At 68.9% G+C, this 17,580-nt stretch carries 21 protein-coding genes and 1 pseudogene; 20 read left to right on the top strand and 2 right to left on the bottom strand.

What is annotated here, in order from left to right:
* The first annotated feature begins 185 nt into the window (after positions 1-185).
* From AB0N02_RS34610 to AB0N02_RS34600, 3 genes are all read left to right on the top strand, one after another.
* A complete protein-coding gene (locus AB0N02_RS34610) occupies positions 186-449 on the top strand; it encodes a hypothetical protein (protein ID WP_363955234.1) in 264 nt (87 codons plus the stop codon).
* A gap of 240 nt (positions 450-689) precedes the next feature.
* Positions 690-2,744 carry a hypothetical protein gene (locus AB0N02_RS34605; RefSeq protein WP_363955231.1) on the top strand — a complete coding sequence of 685 codons (2,055 nt, stop codon included), beginning with the start codon at positions 690-692 and terminating at the stop codon, positions 2,742-2,744.
* 40 nt (positions 2,745-2,784) lie between these two features.
* The gene (locus AB0N02_RS34600) at positions 2,785-3,504 is read left to right on the top strand and encodes a hypothetical protein (protein WP_363955229.1); all 720 of its coding nucleotides are present in this window, start codon (positions 2,785-2,787) and stop codon (positions 3,502-3,504) included.
* 61 nt (positions 3,505-3,565) lie between these two features.
* On the opposite strand, the gene AB0N02_RS34595 is transcribed toward AB0N02_RS34600, so the two are convergent.
* Positions 3,566-4,108: a hypothetical protein gene (locus AB0N02_RS34595; RefSeq protein WP_363955226.1), complete on the bottom strand. Its 543-nt coding sequence runs from the start codon at positions 4,106-4,108 to the stop codon at positions 3,566-3,568.
* A 260-nt stretch (positions 4,109-4,368) separates the two neighbouring features.
* Complete coding sequence (locus AB0N02_RS34590; protein WP_363955223.1) at positions 4,369-4,566, bottom strand: hypothetical protein; 198 nt, start codon at positions 4,564-4,566, stop codon at positions 4,369-4,371.
* Positions 4,567-4,783: 217 nt separating this feature from the next.
* Here AB0N02_RS34590 and AB0N02_RS34585 point away from each other — a divergent pair, with 217 nt between their 5' ends.
* The 17 genes and pseudogenes from AB0N02_RS34585 to AB0N02_RS34505 all read left to right on the top strand — a co-directional run bounded on the left by AB0N02_RS34585 (position 4,784) and on the right by AB0N02_RS34505 (position 17,542).
* Positions 4,784-5,053: a hypothetical protein gene (locus tag AB0N02_RS34585; protein ID WP_363955221.1), complete on the top strand. Its 270-nt coding sequence runs from the start codon at positions 4,784-4,786 to the stop codon at positions 5,051-5,053.
* Positions 5,054-5,060: 7 nt separating this feature from the next.
* On the top strand, positions 5,061-5,396 hold the full coding sequence (locus AB0N02_RS34580) for a hypothetical protein (protein ID WP_363955218.1): 336 nt from the start codon (positions 5,061-5,063) through the stop codon (positions 5,394-5,396).
* Positions 5,393-5,680, top strand: a complete 288-nt coding sequence (locus AB0N02_RS34575) for a hypothetical protein (RefSeq protein ID WP_363955216.1) — start codon at positions 5,393-5,395, stop codon at positions 5,678-5,680. The genes AB0N02_RS34580 and AB0N02_RS34575 overlap by 4 nt, the downstream gene beginning before the upstream one ends.
* Positions 5,673-5,969, top strand: a complete 297-nt coding sequence (locus AB0N02_RS34570; RefSeq protein ID WP_363955213.1) for a hypothetical protein — start codon at positions 5,673-5,675, stop codon at positions 5,967-5,969. The genes AB0N02_RS34575 and AB0N02_RS34570 overlap by 8 nt, the downstream gene beginning before the upstream one ends.
* Positions 5,966-6,205: a hypothetical protein gene (locus AB0N02_RS34565; protein ID WP_363955210.1), complete on the top strand. Its 240-nt coding sequence runs from the start codon at positions 5,966-5,968 to the stop codon at positions 6,203-6,205. Before AB0N02_RS34570 ends, AB0N02_RS34565 begins: the two co-directional genes overlap by 4 nt.
* 22 nt (positions 6,206-6,227) lie before the next feature.
* Complete coding sequence (locus tag AB0N02_RS34560; RefSeq protein WP_363955207.1) at positions 6,228-7,241, top strand: hypothetical protein; 1,014 nt, start codon at positions 6,228-6,230, stop codon at positions 7,239-7,241.
* Positions 7,234-7,749 (top strand): hypothetical protein, encoded by a 516-nt coding sequence (locus AB0N02_RS34555; protein WP_363955204.1) that lies wholly within the window; start codon positions 7,234-7,236, stop codon positions 7,747-7,749. The genes AB0N02_RS34560 and AB0N02_RS34555 overlap by 8 nt, the downstream gene beginning before the upstream one ends.
* A 61-nt stretch (positions 7,750-7,810) precedes the next feature.
* Positions 7,811-8,584, top strand: a complete 774-nt coding sequence (locus AB0N02_RS34550; RefSeq protein WP_363955201.1) for a hypothetical protein — start codon at positions 7,811-7,813, stop codon at positions 8,582-8,584.
* Positions 8,581-8,733 (top strand): annotated as a pseudogene (locus tag AB0N02_RS34545) (helix-turn-helix domain-containing protein); the annotation flags it as partial. The gene AB0N02_RS34550 and the pseudogene AB0N02_RS34545, both read left to right, overlap by 4 nt.
* Before the next feature lie 505 nt (positions 8,734-9,238).
* Complete coding sequence (locus tag AB0N02_RS34540; RefSeq protein WP_363955198.1) at positions 9,239-9,721, top strand: hypothetical protein; 483 nt, start codon at positions 9,239-9,241, stop codon at positions 9,719-9,721.
* Between the two features lie 268 nt (positions 9,722-9,989).
* Complete coding sequence (locus tag AB0N02_RS34535) at positions 9,990-10,367, top strand: VRR-NUC domain-containing protein (RefSeq protein ID WP_363955195.1); 378 nt, start codon at positions 9,990-9,992, stop codon at positions 10,365-10,367.
* A 214-nt stretch (positions 10,368-10,581) separates the two neighbouring features.
* A complete protein-coding gene (locus tag AB0N02_RS34530; RefSeq protein ID WP_363955192.1) occupies positions 10,582-11,643 on the top strand; it encodes a hypothetical protein in 1,062 nt (353 codons plus the stop codon).
* A 149-nt stretch (positions 11,644-11,792) separates the two neighbouring features.
* A complete protein-coding gene (locus tag AB0N02_RS34525; protein ID WP_363955189.1) occupies positions 11,793-13,598 on the top strand; it encodes a hypothetical protein in 1,806 nt (601 codons plus the stop codon).
* Between the two features lie 264 nt (positions 13,599-13,862).
* Entirely contained in the window at positions 13,863-14,210 is a 348-nt protein-coding gene (locus AB0N02_RS34520) for a hypothetical protein (RefSeq protein WP_363955186.1), read from the top strand.
* Between the two features lie 103 nt (positions 14,211-14,313).
* The gene (locus tag AB0N02_RS34515) at positions 14,314-14,502 is read left to right on the top strand and encodes a hypothetical protein (protein ID WP_363955183.1); all 189 of its coding nucleotides are present in this window, start codon (positions 14,314-14,316) and stop codon (positions 14,500-14,502) included.
* 6 nt (positions 14,503-14,508) lie between these two features.
* Positions 14,509-16,791: a phage portal protein gene (locus tag AB0N02_RS34510; RefSeq protein WP_363955180.1), complete on the top strand. Its 2,283-nt coding sequence runs from the start codon at positions 14,509-14,511 to the stop codon at positions 16,789-16,791.
* Between the two features lie 94 nt (positions 16,792-16,885).
* The gene (locus AB0N02_RS34505) at positions 16,886-17,542 is read left to right on the top strand and encodes an RNase adapter RapZ (protein WP_363955178.1); all 657 of its coding nucleotides are present in this window, start codon (positions 16,886-16,888) and stop codon (positions 17,540-17,542) included.
* The last annotated feature ends 38 nt before the right edge of the window (positions 17,543-17,580 follow it).

Below are 17,580 nucleotides of genomic sequence, written 5' to 3'. Positions count from 1 at the left end.
GCGATCAACACGCTGTCATCCACCCAGATAGGCGGGCGACACGCCACCGAATCGCTCCCCTTCTGGTTCTGAACCAGATATGGTCATCGACCATGAGTGGATTGAAGGCTGGCCCTGCGAGAGCCCACAGTGTGAGCCGCGGCCGCACCGCGGGCGGTAAGCCTGGCCGCGCCCCGAAGGGGGGCGTGCGGCAGAGCGTCCGATTCACCCACCAGGACGTCTACGACCACCTCAACGACAACTGGCAGGCGATGGGCTTCGACAGCTTCTCCTCCGCCGTGGACTTCGCGCTCGCGCTCGCGTTCGGCAAGTGGCAGGAGCTGGGGTTCGCCGACGAGGAGGAGGGGCGGGAGTACCTCGCGGCGTTCGCGCGCCGGGAAGTGATCCGGCCGCCGCACCTGCGCCACGACCAGGGAACGTTGCCACTCACCGCAGACTGCGCCGCGTGATCATGCGGCAGCACGCCACCCGCTCAGAAGGAGCCCCATAAGCAGCAGATCATGAACTGCGGATCTGTCCGCACAAAGCAAGAAGGCCCCCGCGCGATTCGCCGACCAAAGCTTCTCGCGGAGACCTTCTTCCAATGACATCCGGCCCGGCTCGTGTCGGCTGGAGCGCTTTCGCGTGCCTGGCCGGAGTCCATCACGTCAGGAGCCACCATAGACGATGGCACCCTGGCTCGGCCACTCATGCCCGAATTCGGCGTGTCGAATCTGGGCGATATTGGCCCAGCCACGCCGGACAACTCCATATCCGCCCTGTCCCGGGAATCCGGGCATGGCACGCTGACTGCTGCGGCGACGTGGGCGCTGTGCGCCCCCCGTCTGGCTGCCCGAGACTGGGTGCGCCTGGCCAGGAGCGGTAAGAAGGTGGGATTCGAAGGCCGCCGGGAGATCGCTCTGACGGCACGGCTGCCCGCTCTCGTCGCCGCGGTCTACATCTACTTCCACGGCCTGACGAAACTCCTCGTCCTGGACTTCGACGTCAAGCGCGCCCGCACGGCCGGGGCGGCGGATCCCGCCGGGTTAGTCGAGGAGGAGCTCGCTGACGCCGCCGCGCTGATCGCGGCCTGCGGTGGGGAGTGTTTCTCCGACGTCTCCCCCACCGGCGGCCGGCACCTGTACGTGCTGTGGTCGGCGAATCGCCCCAGCGGGCCGATGAAGCGGCTCGTGCTGGCATTGGAACGCCGCTACCGGTCCCTCGACCCGTCACCGATGCTGAACGAGCGGGAAGGGCTGATCATCCCGCCCGGCGCGTGGGTGGGAGGCAGCGGGTTCCGGCGGCTGACCGACGACCCCGCCTACGTCGACTGGGTGCTCGACCACCCCAACGGGCCGGAGGTATGGTCCCGCCTTCTGGACGCGCTCCGGCCCGAGCTGGAAGAACTGGAACGGACCAGCGTCCGGGAGGCGGCGGTGGCCGGTCCGGCGGTGGCCAGCACCGCCGGACCCGGCATCCCCGCCCAGCAGGCGCATGCTGCCGCGGCGTGGGCGATCGTCCCCGACGAGGACGGGGTGAGCATGTGGCGGCGCCCGGACGGGCGCCGCCTGCCTCGACTGTCTCGCCTGATGGAGGCCATCGCACGCACCGGCCAGTACGAGCTGGGCGCCGGCAACGGCCGCTACCGCTCCAACTCCGAGGCCCGCCAAGCGGTACTGGCCGCCGCGGTCTCCTGCGGGTGGCGGCTAGCCGACGTCGCCGTAGAGATGCGCCGCGGTGCTTGGCCGGGCCTGGTCAGCTTCTACGCCCGCTACCGGGACGACCAGGCCCGTCTGTCCCGGCTGAGGAAGGACTGGGAAAGAGCAGCCCTCTGGATCGCAGGGCGGGAATCCGGCCGTGAGATCCACACACGGAGAAGAACACACGGGGGGGTCCAGGAGGTGGTGGTCGAAGGGCTGCCGATCCTGCTGAAACCTCGGACCTCTCCCATGGAGTTGCCTGTGGTGTGGGAGTACACCCAGCGGTGGCACTCAGCGTTCCGGGCGGCGGAGAAGCAGCGGTGGTGCGGCCAGGCCGGGATCACCAAACGCAGAGTCCTGCTGGCGATGCTCAAGGCCGCTCAGCTTAGCCACAGCATCCTTGTCGACTTCGGATGCCGGGAGATCGCACTGCTGGCAGGGTTGGACCACTCGACCGTCGCCAAGGCGCTGCGCCAGCTCCGGGACGAAAACGACCCGTTCATCGACCTCGTCCAGCCGCACCACCACGACCAGGCCGACATCTACCGGCTGGTCATCCCGCTCGGCTACACAGAAGCGGCGGCGTGGAGGACACCCCAGTACGGGCGGCTCGGCGGCATCCACCCCGTGTTCCGGATCTTGGGTGGGCCGGCGGCGTTCCTCTACGAACAGCTCACCGACACCCCGACGTCGTCGTTCGACCTGGCGGGCCTGGCAGGAGTTTCGCTCACTGCGGCGAAGACCGGATTGCGGACGCTCGCTGAGGAAGGGATGGCCGTACGCGAGCGGAGCGGGTGGGTCCGCGGCTCGGAGGACCCGAAGAAGGTTGCCGACCGGGTCGGTGTACCCGAGCTGGTCGAGGCGATCGTCGCCCGCTACCGGAAGGAGCGCGACGCTTGGAGGCTCTACCTGGAGCAGATGGAAGCCAGAAGGGACATCCCCGTCGTCGAGCCGCCGGAGCATCCCGTGCCGTTGCAGCGGATCGCTGACGAAGGCCCGCCCCCGTGGATGAAAGCCGAACCGCACGGCCCGCCGGTGTTGGTCGGCGCGGCCGACATCTCCTGAACCCTAGATCATTCTGGGGTGATCGCCTTACCTTGGACGCATGTCCGAGGTCGAGCCGCTGTTCGACGTCGCCGATCCGGCCGACGTCGACACCGCGGCACGCCTGCTCACCGACCGGTACGCGATCGGCGCGGACCTGGCGGTGTGGCGGCAGCACGGCGTGATGCTGCCACCCGAGGAAGTAGTACGGGCGGTGCTCGCCGACCCTTCGCCGCCACGCGACGCCCTCGTCGCCGCGCTGGCGTTGACTCCGCGAGGTCGGGAAGCTTGGGACGCCTACGAGCAACTCCTCATGCGGCTCGCGCGGGAGGACGGCGCCCCGTGGGAGGTGCTCGGCCGCGCGCTGCGAACATCCAAGCAGGGAGCTCAGCAACGCTACGAGCGGCGTCAACGAGCCGTTGACCAGCTGGTTATTCACCAGGCGGTGCTCGAGCGGCCCCGCCCCACCGAGGTAGCCCGTGCCTGGTTGGATGAGCACGCTGGCGAGCTGCGGGGTGTGTCGATCCTGGTGCTGCGCCACCACGCTGAGCTGCGCGGCTTGGGCATGGCCGTCGCGGCGGCTGTCCACCGGTTCTCCGGCGTGCACTACATGCTCGGCGACGCCGACGTGCTGGCCGCTGCCCGCCAGGTGGTCGACGCGATCGGCGACGTCGAGCGGGAGCGTGCGGATCTACCGACGTGGGACCAGGTCCGGATGTCGGGCGGGTGCCGTGCCGCAGTGGATCGCCTTGCGGATCTGGTGGCGACCGCGCCGAGGTGAGTCACTGATCACGGCCCTCCACTCGGGTTCGTGCGATGAGTCCCAAAGTAACTGTGAGTGACTACGGTTGCGGTCGGTACAGGCCGCTCAGTCCTCGGCCGGTGCCGCGATCACGAGGAGCATCTCGGCGGGCCACGAACGCCCGCAACTCGCGGCGCTGGCGATCTTCCTCAGCCAGCACCGCCGCCAGGATCCGGTGATCCACATACGGCTCCACGGCGGTCAGCAGAGCGCGCTGCAACTCGACCGGCTCCAGCGCCTCGACCTCCCACTGCACCGGCCGGTCGGGGTCGAGGTCGTGACGGGCGGCGAAGGCGGGCCAGCGCGGATCATCGCGCTTACCCTCGGCCGCCGGGAGCCCGCGGGTGCGGGTCTGCTCACCCGTGAGCAGAACACGTTCGGCGTGCGCCCAGCAGCCGGTGCGGGCGATCCAATCCCGTTCGATGTCCTCACCGGAGGCGTCGAAGTCCCCGACGTACAGCAGCACCGCCGGGCGCGGGTCGAGGTGGGTGCGGCGGCGCAGAATCTCCACGTATGACTGGCTGCTGAACCCGCGCACCACCACGACCGGGATTCCGAACTCGGCAAGCCAGTCGGTGAACATGATCCGGAGCGTGTCCTTCTCGGCGGCCACGTACAGCGCGCAGGATTGGCCTCGGGTCCGGTCCAGGCGGAACCACCCTGGCGCCTCAGTGAGGAACGTAGTGATGCTGGGCCAGGCTGGGGCGACGTGTACTTCACGGACCGTGTCAATCAAGTCGGCCCACCGGTAAGGCTGCTGCCACCAGCCGCCATCTGCGGCAAAGTCCCAGGTGGGGCGATCGTTACCTGATGGTTTGCGGTTTCTGGGACGTGGTTGATCGCTTACAAGTCGGGGAAGCGGTCTTCGCGCCGGGCCTGGGCGAGACGCGAGGACAGGTGCCGGTAGGCCGTAGGGACGTTCGGCAGGATGCCAGCGGTCACCAGCCGGTAGTAGACCTGGCGCAGGGTGACGTCCCCGCCGTAGCTCTCGACGATTCGGCGGGCCTGCTCTACGACCGACGTCCACTGGATGCGGCCCATACCGGTACATGTACCCCTCTAAGTCCACTCTCTGTGTTTTTGCAGGTCACTACGTGTGGACGTTAGCTCTCTGGCTGCGTAACTTTCCGGCTCGCTTGACGATGTCCCGCACACCTCCACCTGTTAACCCGTAGACCCTACACAAAATATACATTACTCTTTAAGGGTTAGTTCGGGTGGTCATGCGGGATCGCCCTGCTTCACCGGAAGGAACACGATGGACACCCGGACACGGACCCCCGTCCGCCGATACCGGAGGCGAATCCTCGCCCCCGCGTCTCTGGACAGCTCCCACGCGGCGTACATCAGCCGCCGGACCGGCAGCCGTCGCCGCGTCCTCGTCACCCTCACCTGCGACGGCAGCGGGCCCTGGCTGTCGATCACGGTGGCCCGCGGGTACCTCCGCCGCCACGTGATCATCGCGTCCCCCAGCCGCAGCTGGCCGCTCCCGGCTTTCCAGGTGCGTCGTCTCCTGCGGTGTCTGTGAGGCCACCATGACCGAGTCGATCGCCAACACCGACGCCGCCGTCCTCGACGGGGTTCAGGTCCCCGCCGGGACGTACAACCCCAATCTCGAAGACCCTCGCCACCCGGGGCTAGGTCGGCAGCGCAAGCACGCCACCGACCTGATGATCCGCCTGTGCCAGGTGTACGGCATCGACTACGAGACCCGCCCCGAAGGTGAACCGTGGCCGCCCGGCTTCCGCGACGACCTGTACCTGGTGCTGGCCATGTACGAGGACCTCGTCGCCGACTACCTCTTCTACATCGTCACTCGCCCCAAGAAGACCAAGGGGGAGCCGTGCCCCGGCGAGCCGAACGCCGCGTGACTCCGGAACCCGCCTACCCGGAGCTGATGGCGCTCATCGCCCGGATGCGCTCCGACTGGGACTCCGAGCAGATCGTCGCCGAACTAGCGGGCTGCCCCTGGTCGCCGCACCTGGTGGTCGAAGCAGTACGCGCGACCAACAGCACTGATGACCGGCTCAACGTTGCGCACGCGTTCGTCCGGATGCCGTCCGAACGGATGCGGGTCACGCCCGAGCAACTCGCCGCCTACACCGCCTACGTCCGGCGCCGTCTGGCCGCCAGATCGGACACCACCGATGGGTAACCGGATCAGCCCCGAGGTTCAGGAACTCGTCGCCCGCGTCGTGTGCACGATCCGGGACGACGGCGTCAACGCCGCGTCGCGTCTCGTCGCGGACCTCACCGACACCCAGCACATGGCACTGACGCTCGCCCTGGCCTGGTGCGTCCCGGCGGACCAGCCGCTCAAGACCTTCTCCCCCACACCGATTTCCGACGAAGAAGGCATGGCCAACCAGCGTGCGCTCGCCGCAGCTCTCGTTGAACACCACCTTGTTCAACGTCTCCCCAACCGCCACCAGGAGGCGGCGTGAAACCCCTGCCCGAGCCCACGTGGCTCGCTGACGCCCCGTACGCACCGCCGGAGGACGGTGGCTCGCACTGGACGGACTGCGAACGCGTCCACCCCGGATGCGCCTACCGGCTCGGCCGCCTCCACGGCCGCCAGGAGACCCGGCCGGCCACCACTGACCACGACCCCGACGAGGCCCTCGACCGGGCTGTCCTCGCGGGCGCGTGCACCGATGAAGCCAGCACTTTCCCCCTCTGACTCCTAACGAGGAGAACCCCCCTTGTACGAGACCCGCGCCTACGACAACGACCACGGCGACCCCGTCATCGTCATCGTCGCCACCGGTACCCATGACGTATCCCGCCTCGCACAGCTGCTCAACACCGGCAACAGCGAGCAGGTCCGCCTGGCCCGACAGGTCCTCAACCAGGTCCGCCGTCACAACGGCGGCCGGGCCGCGCTGAGGCTGCTGGCCGAGCATGGCGGCCCGGACCTGCTGACCCAGGTTGGCCAGACCCCTCCCCTGTTCGACCCGCCCATGGCGGACATGCCGCTTCCGCCTGTCGCTGGCGACGCCGACCCGGCGGAGCGGCTGATTAAGGCATACGCCGGATTGGCCCTGTACGACTACGCGCTCGCCCGCAGGATCTACCCCGGTCCCTCTGGAGGGCCGGAAAAGACGCGCCGGTGGGCCCTGCGGTATGGGCAGGCCGCCCTCCGGTACGGCATCGTGCTCCTCCTGCGCGAGCTGGCCAAGCGTGACCCGGCGCAGGCCAACGAGGTCACCAACCAGCTGTTGAACGCCTGGGACGACGGTGGGGATGAGGTGAGCGACTGGCTCGTCGAGTGGGGCATCGATGCCGAGAAGGTCATCCAGGCCGGATACCAGGACGCCCTGACCGTCGACGTGTACCTCGGCGCCGCCACCGACGAGGAACACAAGCTGCGCGCTGAGCTGGCCCGCCAGGACGAGAAATTCGGTGAGCAGAACCACCCGGACGGCACCGGGGAGGCGTTCACCAACGAGTTCGGCACGATCATCGGCCCCTACCTCGCGAAGGTGCACCAGCGCCTCTGCCTGGAGGCCGCCGACAACGGCACCCTGACGTGGCGCCACATCCTGCTGGAAGAGGTCTACGAGGCGCTCGCCGAGACCGATCCCGAGCGGTTGAAGGCCGAGCTGCTCCAGGTCGCCGCAGTCGCCATGCAGTGGCGGCGCGCGATCGACCGGTGGGCCGCGCGCGCCGCAACCAACGCGGAAGTCCCGGCCGGAGGCGAGAAGACCAGTGCCTGACCAGTTCCCTGAGAGCGAACTGCTCGACCGCACCCGGGAGGCTCTCGCTGAGCTGCTGCGGCACGTGCGAGGCGAAACGACCTGCGGCGACGGCTGCGTCTACTACGGCCTCTTCGGGAGCGAAACCGACGTTCCCCAGTGCCCGGCCTACCACAAAGCGGTGGGCATCCTGGCCCACCCCGGACGGCCGATCGTCCTGGACGCGGTGACCTCCCCGATCCCCGGTATCGCCAGCGTCGCCGTTCCGGGCGGCGATGTCGGCATCGACCCCTACACGCTCAGGATCGTGCACACGACCGAGGACGGCCACTCCGAGGTGCTGAGCCCGGACGACGCCTACGCCCGCGGTTCGGTGTTCGTCGCCGCGGCCCTGGCCGCTAAGCGCGAACCCGAGCTGGAAGACGTCGCCGCGCTGTCCTCGCTGATCGCTGACTTCCCCGACACCAACATCAACGAGATCGCCCGGCACATCCTGCGCTCCGGCTACCGGCTCACCCCCAAGCAGTAACCCCCTCCGGTGGGAGCCGACCCCGTTCGGCTCCCACCTTCTCCCTCCCCGGAGGCTCCTCATGACTCTGCCCACCCCCAACGGGGTCCCTCGCCCCGAGGTACAAGAACAGGCCATCGCGGACCTGGCCGCCGCGTCGTACGGCCCCCGCCTGGACCTGTTCAACGGCCACGGCGACCCCCTGACCGGCGCCTACCAGGCGTGCATGGACGCCCTCGTCCTCGCCAAGCAGGCGATCATGGAGCGGCAGGACCTGCCGCAGTTCGCCACGCCGTCCTCCGTCCTGTGCGACTGGTGCGGGACCGCGGTCGCGACGTGCGTGGTCACCATGACCTACTCCCCCGGCAACCAGACGCACTTCTTGCTGTGCCAGGCCGACGCCGTCAAGGCGGAGACGCAGGGCCCGTCCTACACCTACCAGTTGCGGTGTCTCCCCCTGGCCGGTGAACCCGCCCCTCCCGCCCCGGTCAACGTTACGCTCGTCGACCCCCAGGTCGAGATCGTGGACGCGGTGACCCACCTCAAGGAGGTCGCCGCCCGCGCCCGGCAGGAGATGCGCGACGACAAGCACTGGAACGACCTCATCCCCTACGGGGAGGAGATCACCTCCGCCCTCGGCGGGCCCTGCGGCGACCTGGCCGGCGTGTTCGACCCAGACCTCGTGTTCCAGCTCGCCGAGCTGCTCGACCGCCTGGGGCACGACCTCGCCACGCAGGTGGAGTCCTGGGTGGCTGCCCCACCCCGGGAGCCGATCCCGGTGCTCGTCGAGCAGCGGTACGCGCTCCTGCTGGCGGTTGTCCGCCACATCAACGCCGTCAAAAGGGCGCAGCCGTGAGCCAGCCCCCCAAGGCGAGATGGGCGACTGTGGCCGAAGCCGCGGCCCTCTACCGGGTGTCGAAGATGACCATCTACCGGCTCGTCGCGAGCGGAGAACTCCCGTCGACCAGGGTCGGTAAGTCCATCCGGATCCCGGAAGATGAGCTCCAGGCGAAGTTCGGCCCTGCCTCCGCCGCCGGCGTCGACGACACCGTGGACGGCGGGGAGATGACCCTCACGACCTTCACCGCCCGGCAGGGGATGGTGGAGGTAGCCGTAGCCCCTCCGGCCGAGTTCGCCAAGAACCTCGTCGCGGCCAGCCGCCACATGCTCGGCAAGGCCCGTAACTACGTGGAGTTCGCCTTCACAGCCCGCGACACCGGAGATCGGTTCGTGCTCACCGTTCAGCGGATGGGCGCAGAGTTCATGACCCCGCACGAGGCGCGGCAGACGACTGAAGCCGAACGGGATGCGGCGCTCGCTGAGCTCGCCTCCGCCCGCCAGGACGCCGCCCGGTGGAGACGAGTCAAGTCTCTCCTCGACCAGGCCCAGCATCACGGTTCCCCCCTCGATCCTGAGGTCCTCCTCAACGCCACCGACACCTTCATCACCCCTGAGCCCCCCGCGGCTCCCGACCTGGCGGCCCCCGCGGTCGTCACCCTGGAGGCCTGACATGACCGACACCACACCGCAGGTGGTCTGCGCCAACCCCGACCACCCCCGCCCGATCAAGGCTGTCGCCCGCATGTCGTGGCCGGACGGCCGGTACAAGCGCACCACCGCGTGCGCGACAGACCTGCGCTGGCAGGTGCGCTCCTCGATCGAAGAGGGACACCCCGTACTCGTCGAGCCGATCGAGGACTCCAAGAAGCCGGTCGTGACCGCCATCAAGGAGGTGGTCACGCTGTACCGCCGCGCCTACTCCGAGCCGGTGAAGGCGATCCTGCTGGAAGCGCCGGACCAGCCCGGCTACGACGAGCTGCCGGAGACGATCGAGGAGCGGCGCAAGCTCCCGGCTCGGTTCCACGTCCCGGTGTGGACGGACACCGGCGAGCCGCCGATGTGGGTCTGCGCGGTCTGCTGGGAGGACGGGGTCGTCTACGGGTGGCCGTGCCAGGTCGCTGCCGAGAACGGCGGCGAGGTGTTCGCGCGGTGAGCACCGCCGAAGCGTGGACCGCCTGCGGGGCAGTGAGCGAGCACGGGGATGTGTGCGCCCGCGAGGAAGACCACTCCGGGCTGTGCCGATCCGACGGCCCTCGCAAGCACGTGAGCGCCCCCGAGAAGGCGGGGAAGCCCTGGTGCTGGTACCGGGACGACGCAGTCTCCTGGAACGCAGATCACCCGGTCGGGACTCCGGTCCGCTACTGGCCAGGCGGGCGTGAGGGCGAGCCCGGAACGGCACCAACCCCCTTCTGGAGGACACCGTGGTGACGAAACGTGCCTCCCGACCGGTGACGCCGGTCGGGATCTCCCAGGAAGAGCATCAGCGCCTGGTAGCGCGCGACATGCTGGAAGAGACGCTCCAGATGAACGTGCGCCGTCTCGCTGCTGCGATGGGGTGGCGAGTCCACTGCTGGTACAACAGCCGAAAGTCCCCGCCCGGCTTCCCCGACCTGGTGCTGATCCACGCCCAGCGGGGCCGGATCTTGTTCCGTGAGTTGAAGCGCTCCGGTAGCCGAGGCGTGATCAGCGCCGCGCAGGCCGCGTGCATGGCCGACCTCGCCGCGGCCGGTATGGACGTCGCGGTGTGGCGGCCGGAGGACTGGCTGAACGGCACGATCGAAGCCGAGCTCGCGCGCTGAGCATCGCGGCGACGGCGGGTTCCGTGAACTTCACGGCCCTGCGTCTTCTTGGAGGCGCGGGGCCGTTTCGTGTTTCTCCACACCCTCCCCGAAGAAACCCCCACAACATGATGTAACATCCGCAGCAGGTCGATCATTTGATCTGCCTGATCGGACAGCTCAAACCGTGCCCCTCAGCGGACGAAGGAGGGCACCCACCACAAGGACACCCGCCATGGAAGACACCACCATTGAGGCAATCCAGGCCATGCCGCCCGGCGCCGGCCGGGCCCGCGCCGCGCACGAAGCCACCGAAGATGCGAACATCGCGGCAGCGATACACCGCCAGACCATCACCGGGCTGGTCGCCGTGCTCGAAGGGGACTACGGCCACACCAAGGCCGACCTGGGACGCAGCACGGGCATCGCGGTGCAGAACCTGTTCCCGCCCAACGCGGTGCTGCCCCGCCCGAAGGGGAAGGCGCCGAAGGAGCCGCAGGCGGTGAAGCAGCTGGCAGAGGAAGCCACCGGCTATCGGGATGAGCGAGCGAAGGCGAAGGCCGTCCGGGAGATCCGTCGCGATGACGTCGCAGCGCTCTACCAGGGCGCCCTGGACGGCCGCCAGTGGGAGACGGGTGAGATCGCCCGGGAGACCGGCATGTCCGACAGCCTGGTGAAGGCCGACCTGAAGGCGCGCGGTGTCGACCTGCGGCCCGCGACCGGCCCCCGCACAGCGAGCCTCGATGATGAGTCCGCGACCCTGGCGGAGATCGCGCGGATGCTGCGAGTCGACTACAAGCGGCTCAAGGACGCGGTGCAGGCGCACACCCGCAGCCGCACCCTTCCAGAAGAAGCTGAGGCAGGCGGTGGAGCGGCCGATGACCGCCGGTATGTGCCGCGGGTGGTGGCCGAGTGGTGGCCGACGATCCGGTCGGCGAAGCGAGTCGCTTACGCCCCCCAGGGGGCGAAGCTGTCTGATCTGGCGCGCCGGTATGGGGAGAACTACGAGAAGGTCAAGACCGCGGTCCGCTACGCCGAGCGTGCCGGGGAACTCGCCGAGGGGGTGCGCAACGACGACGGCACCTTCAACGAGCAGGCCTGGCTGGAGTGGTGGCGGGCGCGTGGCGTGACCTTGTCGGACATCGCCGCCGAGCAGGGCGTCGACTACGAGAAGCTCCGGCAGCGCGTGCGGGCCTTCCTGAGTAAGCACGAGCTCGCCGAAGGGGTGCGGTTGGACAGCGGCCGGTGGAACCGGGAGCGGTTCCTCGCCGAGGTGTGGCCGAGCGTCCAGGACTGAGCCACCCCGCCGGGCCCCGGCCGTACTTCTACGGCCGGGGCCCGTCGTGTTCAGGGGATGATCTCCGAACGCTGACGTAAGCGTTCCAGGGAGGCATCCTCCGGTGCCGTGACCAGGCACCAGGCATCCCAACGGCGCGACCTCGGCGCGTGTCTGCCGTCTGGTGGCGGTTGGGGCATCGGGCGGCGGCCGTGACGGCGCTCGCCCTGCCTGCCCCGCACGAACTGCGGCGCGGCCCGAAGTCGGTCGTCGCGTCCGGCATCCTGGCGGACCTGAAGGCCCTCCCACCTGCGGTACGGCGGCCGCTGCTGGCCGAGATGACGCCCGGCGACATCCGGCAGATCCTGGAGACGTCGGCCGTTGAGCTCGGCACGCCATACGGAATCTGGCGGGACGACCCGGTCGGGTTCACCGAGCAGGTTCTCGGCGAGGCGCTGTGGAGCAAGCAGCGGGAGATCCTCCAGTCGCTGACGGAGTTCAAGACAGTGGCGGTCCCCGCCGGATTCGGTCTCGGCAAGACTCACCTTTCGGCGCGGGCGGTGTGCTGGTGGTGCTGCACGCACCCGATCGGCACCGCGCTGGCGGTCACCACCGCGACCCGGATGCGGCAGGTGCACCGGCAGATGTGGCCGCACATCCGGCACGCGGTCGCTCACGGTGCCTTGCCCGGTGGGGCGGACATGGTGCAGTGGAAGGTGCGCGACAGCGCGGGCGTTGACGTCGTTGTCGCGTACGGCTTCACGGCGACTGAGCATGACGAGAGCGCCATGCAAGGTATCCACGAGTCGAACTTGTTGCTGGTCGTGGACGAGGCTGGCGGTATCGGGCCAGTCATCGGCCGCTCTACCCGTAACCTCCTCACCGGCAGCAACGCGCGCATGCTGGCGATCGGGAACCCTCCGACCGACGTCGAACGGTCCTGGTTTGAGCTGTTGTGTGAGGACGGCGATGACCCCGACCGGCCGAACGTGGTGACGATCCCGCTCGCCGCGACCGACTCCCCCGCCGTCACCGGCGAGAAGACCGACGACCGGGTGTGCCACTGCCCCGCCGGCGACGAAGGCCACCTCGTGTCGTCGCACCTGGTCGACCAGGAGTGGATCGACGAGGCGATCCGCGACCACGGGCCCGACGCGGCATACATCACCGCGAAGGTCCACGCCCGGTTCCCGAAGGGCGTCGCGGACCTGGTCATCCCCTCCACCTACGTGGACGCCGCCCTCGAGAAGGAGGACCCCGAAGGGCCCGGGTACGTGCGGCTCAACACGCTCGGCTTGGACGGGGAGACTGCGGCGCACACCGTACGGGTGGGACCCTCCACGTGGGTGCGGCTCGGCGTGGACGTCGCCGCAGACGGCGGCGACGAACTGGTCGTCGCCCGCTGCGTCGGGGACCTGGTCACCGTTGAGCACGTCTCCTCCGGCATGGCCAACGCCGAGTTCAGCGATGTTGCGGGGGTGGTGCTGGAGCACGTCAAGCGGGCCGAGGCGCTCGCCCGTCGTCTCGGGTCGCAGGCGCGGGTGCGGGTGAAAATTGACGTCAACGGCGTTGGGTGGGGTGTGCACGGAACGCTCGCGGCGTGGGGGCGGGAAGGGGTGCACGGCGCGGAGATCGTGCGGGTCATGGTCAGCGAGGACACCTATCGGGAGCCGGACATCGCGACGATGCGGCCCTGGCACAAGCGCGACGAGATGTGGCTGGCGGGCCGGACACTGCTCAGGCCCGATGCGGACGGCGTTACGCCGCTGCGGCTGCGGGTGGACAAGAAGACCGCGGCGCAGCTGTCGGGGCCACGCAAGTTCACCCGTTCCTCGGGGCACATGGTGGTGGAGTCGAAGGACTCGATGCGGAAGCGGAAGCTGCCGTCGCCGGACCGCGCCGAGGCGTGCCTACTGTCGGTGTATGAGCCGGTGCAGAAGCCGGGCAAGCAACCGATCCAGCTCATCGTGCCGTGACGTCGTGGACGCGCGTTGACCTCGAATGGTTCACACGGTGTCGGGATTGCCTGAACCGCACTGGTTTACCGTCGTAAACAACTCGTGGCGCCTGATGCCCTTTACTTCCTGTACTCAGCGTGATCATAGGTTTAGGTTCATCCCACGGATCCCGTCGTCCCCGAGCGGCCGGAACCGTCACATGATCGCTTACAGCGCCAGCCAGCCGCGCCCTTCCCCGGCTGGTGCTGTCGCACCGCCACGGGGCGGGGAGGGGAGTGGTACATGGCCAAGGCAGCCAGGTCGGAGGTGCCCACGCAAACGCACGCACAGGGGCATGACTGGAACGCGGGAGCGGATGTCCCCATCACCCCAGAGCAGGCCCGGCAAATCATGGTCCGCGACACATTCATGATCCACGAGAAGACCTACGCGAGGGCCAGGAGGGTCTACTGCAACTGGTGTAACCAGGACTACGAACGCGTCGCCGACACGCCGTGCCCAGGCCCGCAGGCTGAGCATCTCCACGGCGGCACCCCCGGGGAGCGGGCCAAGCGTAAGCAGACCCCGCACGAGCTGCGCGCCGACACGGTCGCGCTCATGCAGGCCAGCCGGATCGATTTCCTCAACTGAGCATCCCCTACGTCCCCGCCCTATCACCCGGGCGGGGACGTAAGCATGCCAGGGCTCCTAGCCTGCCCGCCGTACCAGCCGGAGCGGCCCAAGGAGCGCCTACGTGGAACAGCCAACCCCCGATGCGGCATCCCCAGAGCGGCGCCGCCTGGACCTCGTCGCCGTGATGCTCATGCTCATCGGCTACCTCGGGCTCGCCGTCACCCTGGCTGCTGTGCATCCGCTGCTGGTCGCCGGATACGTTTCCCTGTCTGTCGCCGCGGCCGGGGTCGCGCTCGGCATGAGCCGGTAAGGGGTGGTGACGTTGCGATTCCTGCCGTCCCTGCGCACCAGCAACCCGGCGCCGGCCCAGGAGACGAAGTCGTGGGACCTGTCCAGGTGGCCGCTCACCTCCCGGTTCCGTGGCACCCGCCCCGCCATGACCATTGAAAGGGTTGTCGCCGAGGGGTACGAACGGGTCATCTGGGTGTTTCGGGCGGTCGACACGATCGCCTCGGCTCAGGCGAAGCTGCCGTTTCGGTTCGAGCAGCTCCTCGATGACGGCACCCGTAAGCCGATCCTGGACGACCCGCTGGTGCGGCTGCTCAACTCCCCCAAGAAGAAGGTCAACGCCCTGGAGACGGGCCGACAGTTCCGGCACCGCCTCTCAGGGCAGATCCTGCTGTCTCCGATGGGTGCGTTTGTTGAGGTCGAGCAGAGCAACGCGGGTGAGCCGATCGGGCTGCACCTGCTGCCGCCTGGCCGTACCCGGCCCGTCGCCGGGTCGGGGAAGCTGCTGAGCCACTACGAGACGATCGACGCGGGCGGCATCCGCCACGAGGTGTCTCCCGAGCGGGTCCGCTGGTTCAGGAAACCGCACCCGACCGACCCATTCCGGGCGATCACTCCGATGGAGGCCGCGGGCCTCGCGGTCGACCTTGAGTTCTTGGCGCTGCTCTACAACGTCACGTTTTTGCGGAATGACGCGCGGCCCGGCGGCGTGATCGGCATCAAGGGCGACGAGGTCGCGCCCGGGGAGATGGAACGCATCCAGAAGATGTTCCACGCCGGCGCTCACCACGCCGGGAAGATCAGCGTTCTGGGCGGTGAGCTGTCATTCATCGACCTGGCGGCCAGGCCACGCGACCTCGCCTACGGTGAGCTGTCGAAGCTCACCAAGGAGATGATCCTCACCGCGTTCGGCACGCCGGAGTCACTCCTCGGCAACGCTGGCGGGAAGACGTTCGCTAACGCCTCCGAGGAGGAGGACAACTTCTGGCTGATCACCATGGACGACCACCTGTCGATCGTGGCGACCGGGTGGGATCAGGACAGCGACGACGACGTCGAGGCCGGGTTCGACCTGTCCGGTGTTCCGGCGTTCCAGCGGCTGGAGGCCGCCCGCCGGGCCGAGGCGCGTGAAGACGTCGCGGCCGGGCTGCGAACGATCGACGAGTACCGGCAGGTCGCCGGGCTGGAGCCGTTCGATATGCCGCATACGCGGGCGCTGTACGTGCCGCAAGGCAAGACTCCGATTCCGACGACCGAGGAGGACGCGGTCGCGCTGGGTATCGCCCCGCCGGAGGAGTCCGGCACGACGGTCGACGTCGAGCAGATCCCCAACGAGGAGCCCGGAGCAGGGCAGGCGGCGCTACCGCCTGGCAGCAGCAGCCAGAGCGAGGCCGAGGGGGCGTCCGGGCCGGACAGGGGGGCCGCGGCGGCGATCACCCGGTTGCAGAACCTCCTCGACGGCGAAGGAGAGGATGGCGAGGACGACGGAGCGGTGGCTTCCGAGGCAGCGGGAGGCAGGCAGACGAAGGCGCTCCCCGCCTCGACGGAGGCGCCCGCCCTGCACGCTGTCGCCCAGGTGCGCGACCAGCTCGACACGGATCTCCAGGCCGCCTTGGGGGGGCTCGTCGACCGGCTGGCCAAGCGGACGGCGGCGCGGGTTCTGTCGCCCAAGAACCGCAAGGGGACCAGACACTTCGTGCCGGAGTACGAGGTGGACACGAGGGTCGGCACGGCTCCTCTCGACGTCGGCAAACTGGTACCCGTCGACTACCAGGTCGAGGCGGAGCAGACGCTGCGTCCGCTGGTCGCTGCGGCCGCGGACCGGGTGGCTGAGCTCGGCGGCATCAAGTCCGGGCAGCAGGGAGCGGTGACGGCCGACGTGGTGGAGGAGACCACCCTGTGGCTGGCGTCGCAGGTCGGCGCGACAGCTGTTGACGTGCGGACGTTGGTGGGTCAGCTCGACGCGCGAGGCGAGACGGCCGAGGAGATCGCCGCGTCGGTGCGGGACACGGTGGCTGATTGGTCGTGGTGGCTGCCCGGCGGTGCGGCGCGGGCAGCGTCCGCGCTCGTGGGGGCGGCCGGCTACAAGGCCGCGGCGCACCTGGCCGGTGGCGAGGACCGGGTGGTGAGCATGTGGCGGGCCCGGCACGCTGAGCACGAGGTCGTCGATGGGCAGGCGCAGGTGGGTGGTGAGCCGTTCCTGGTGCACGACATGGTGTTGCGGCATCCCGGGGATCTGACCGGGAGCGTGTGGGAGACGACGGGCTGCACCTGCTACACGGTGCACATCCTCCCGGAACCTCTCACATGAAACCTCTAGACGCTATCTCAAATAAGAATTACTCTTTGAGGTGTTAGTTGGTGCTGGCGCTCCTTCACATCGAAGCGAGACGTAAGCACCCCCTATGCGGTTGCCTGTGCTGTCCAAGCGGCGGACGGCCCAGGGCGACCTGCGTCATCCCCGGAAAGGACACCAGAATCATGTGGAAGTCGATCACTGGACGAAACACCGTACGAGAGCCCAACCCCCCCTCTGTGTGGGTGAGCGTGCCCTGCATGGACGGCCGCCACCAGGCGTGCAAGGCCACTGGCTGTGGCTGCACCGCCCCTTCCTGCCCCCACCCCCCGGTCGAGGCCCAGCGATGATCGACCTCGACTTGGCCGCCAGGCCGCAGCCGCGGATACGAATCATCAGCTTCGGGTACGGCCACGGCGAAGCCCCTGTCGCAGACCTTACGGTGGACGGCCGCCGCCACTACCGAAACCCCCACCATGATCCCGCGATGCGGGACCTGACAGGCCTGGACGACGCGGTGCGGCGGCACGTGATGACCACGCCGGGCGTCCGCGACGCCGTCGCCGCCGCAGTGTGGTTCGCGCGCCGCCTACTGGACGAGGTCCTCACCGCCCACGGCGGGGCCGTCGTCGTCGCTTTCGGCTGCGTCGGCGGACGCCACCGCAGCGTCGCCATGGCTCAAGCAGCCGCTGCTCTACTTCGGGAGGCCGGAGTTCCGGCCGAGGTCGAGCACCGCGACGTGACGAAACCAGTTATCCAACGCTAGACCCGCTGCACAGTGAAGGGGCGGCACCGCGATCGGTG

The organism is Streptosporangium sp. NPDC051022, from assembly GCF_040683035.1.
Taxonomy (GTDB): Bacteria; Actinomycetota; Actinomycetes; order Streptosporangiales; family Streptosporangiaceae; genus Streptosporangium.
The sequence above is the reverse complement of the archived record's forward strand: the minus strand, read 5'-3'. Positions and strand labels throughout refer to the sequence as shown.

Excerpts from the sequence above, each read along its gene's own strand:
- AB0N02_RS34520 (WP_363955186.1), top strand. The coding sequence starts at position 13,863 with ATGGCCAAGGCAGCCAGGTCGGAGGTGCCCACGCAAACGCACGCACAG.
- AB0N02_RS34585 (WP_363955221.1), top strand. The coding sequence starts at position 4,784 with ATGGACACCCGGACACGGACCCCCGTCCGCCGATACCGGAGGCGAATC.
- AB0N02_RS34550 (WP_363955201.1), top strand. The coding sequence starts at position 7,811 with ATGACTCTGCCCACCCCCAACGGGGTCCCTCGCCCCGAGGTACAAGAA.
- AB0N02_RS34605 (WP_363955231.1), top strand. The coding sequence starts at position 690 with ATGCCCGAATTCGGCGTGTCGAATCTGGGCGATATTGGCCCAGCCACG.
- AB0N02_RS34540 (WP_363955198.1), top strand. The coding sequence starts at position 9,239 with ATGACCGACACCACACCGCAGGTGGTCTGCGCCAACCCCGACCACCCC.
- AB0N02_RS34595 (WP_363955226.1), bottom strand. The coding sequence starts at position 4,108 with ATGTTCACCGACTGGCTTGCCGAGTTCGGAATCCCGGTCGTGGTGGTG.
- AB0N02_RS34580 (WP_363955218.1), top strand. The coding sequence starts at position 5,061 with ATGACCGAGTCGATCGCCAACACCGACGCCGCCGTCCTCGACGGGGTT.
- AB0N02_RS34590 (WP_363955223.1), bottom strand. The coding sequence starts at position 4,566 with ATGGGCCGCATCCAGTGGACGTCGGTCGTAGAGCAGGCCCGCCGAATC.
- AB0N02_RS34600 (WP_363955229.1), top strand. The coding sequence starts at position 2,785 with ATGTCCGAGGTCGAGCCGCTGTTCGACGTCGCCGATCCGGCCGACGTC.
- AB0N02_RS34530 (WP_363955192.1), top strand. The coding sequence starts at position 10,582 with ATGGAAGACACCACCATTGAGGCAATCCAGGCCATGCCGCCCGGCGCC.
- AB0N02_RS34570 (WP_363955213.1), top strand. The coding sequence starts at position 5,673 with ATGGGTAACCGGATCAGCCCCGAGGTTCAGGAACTCGTCGCCCGCGTC.
- AB0N02_RS34505 (WP_363955178.1), top strand. The coding sequence starts at position 16,886 with ATGCGGTTGCCTGTGCTGTCCAAGCGGCGGACGGCCCAGGGCGACCTG.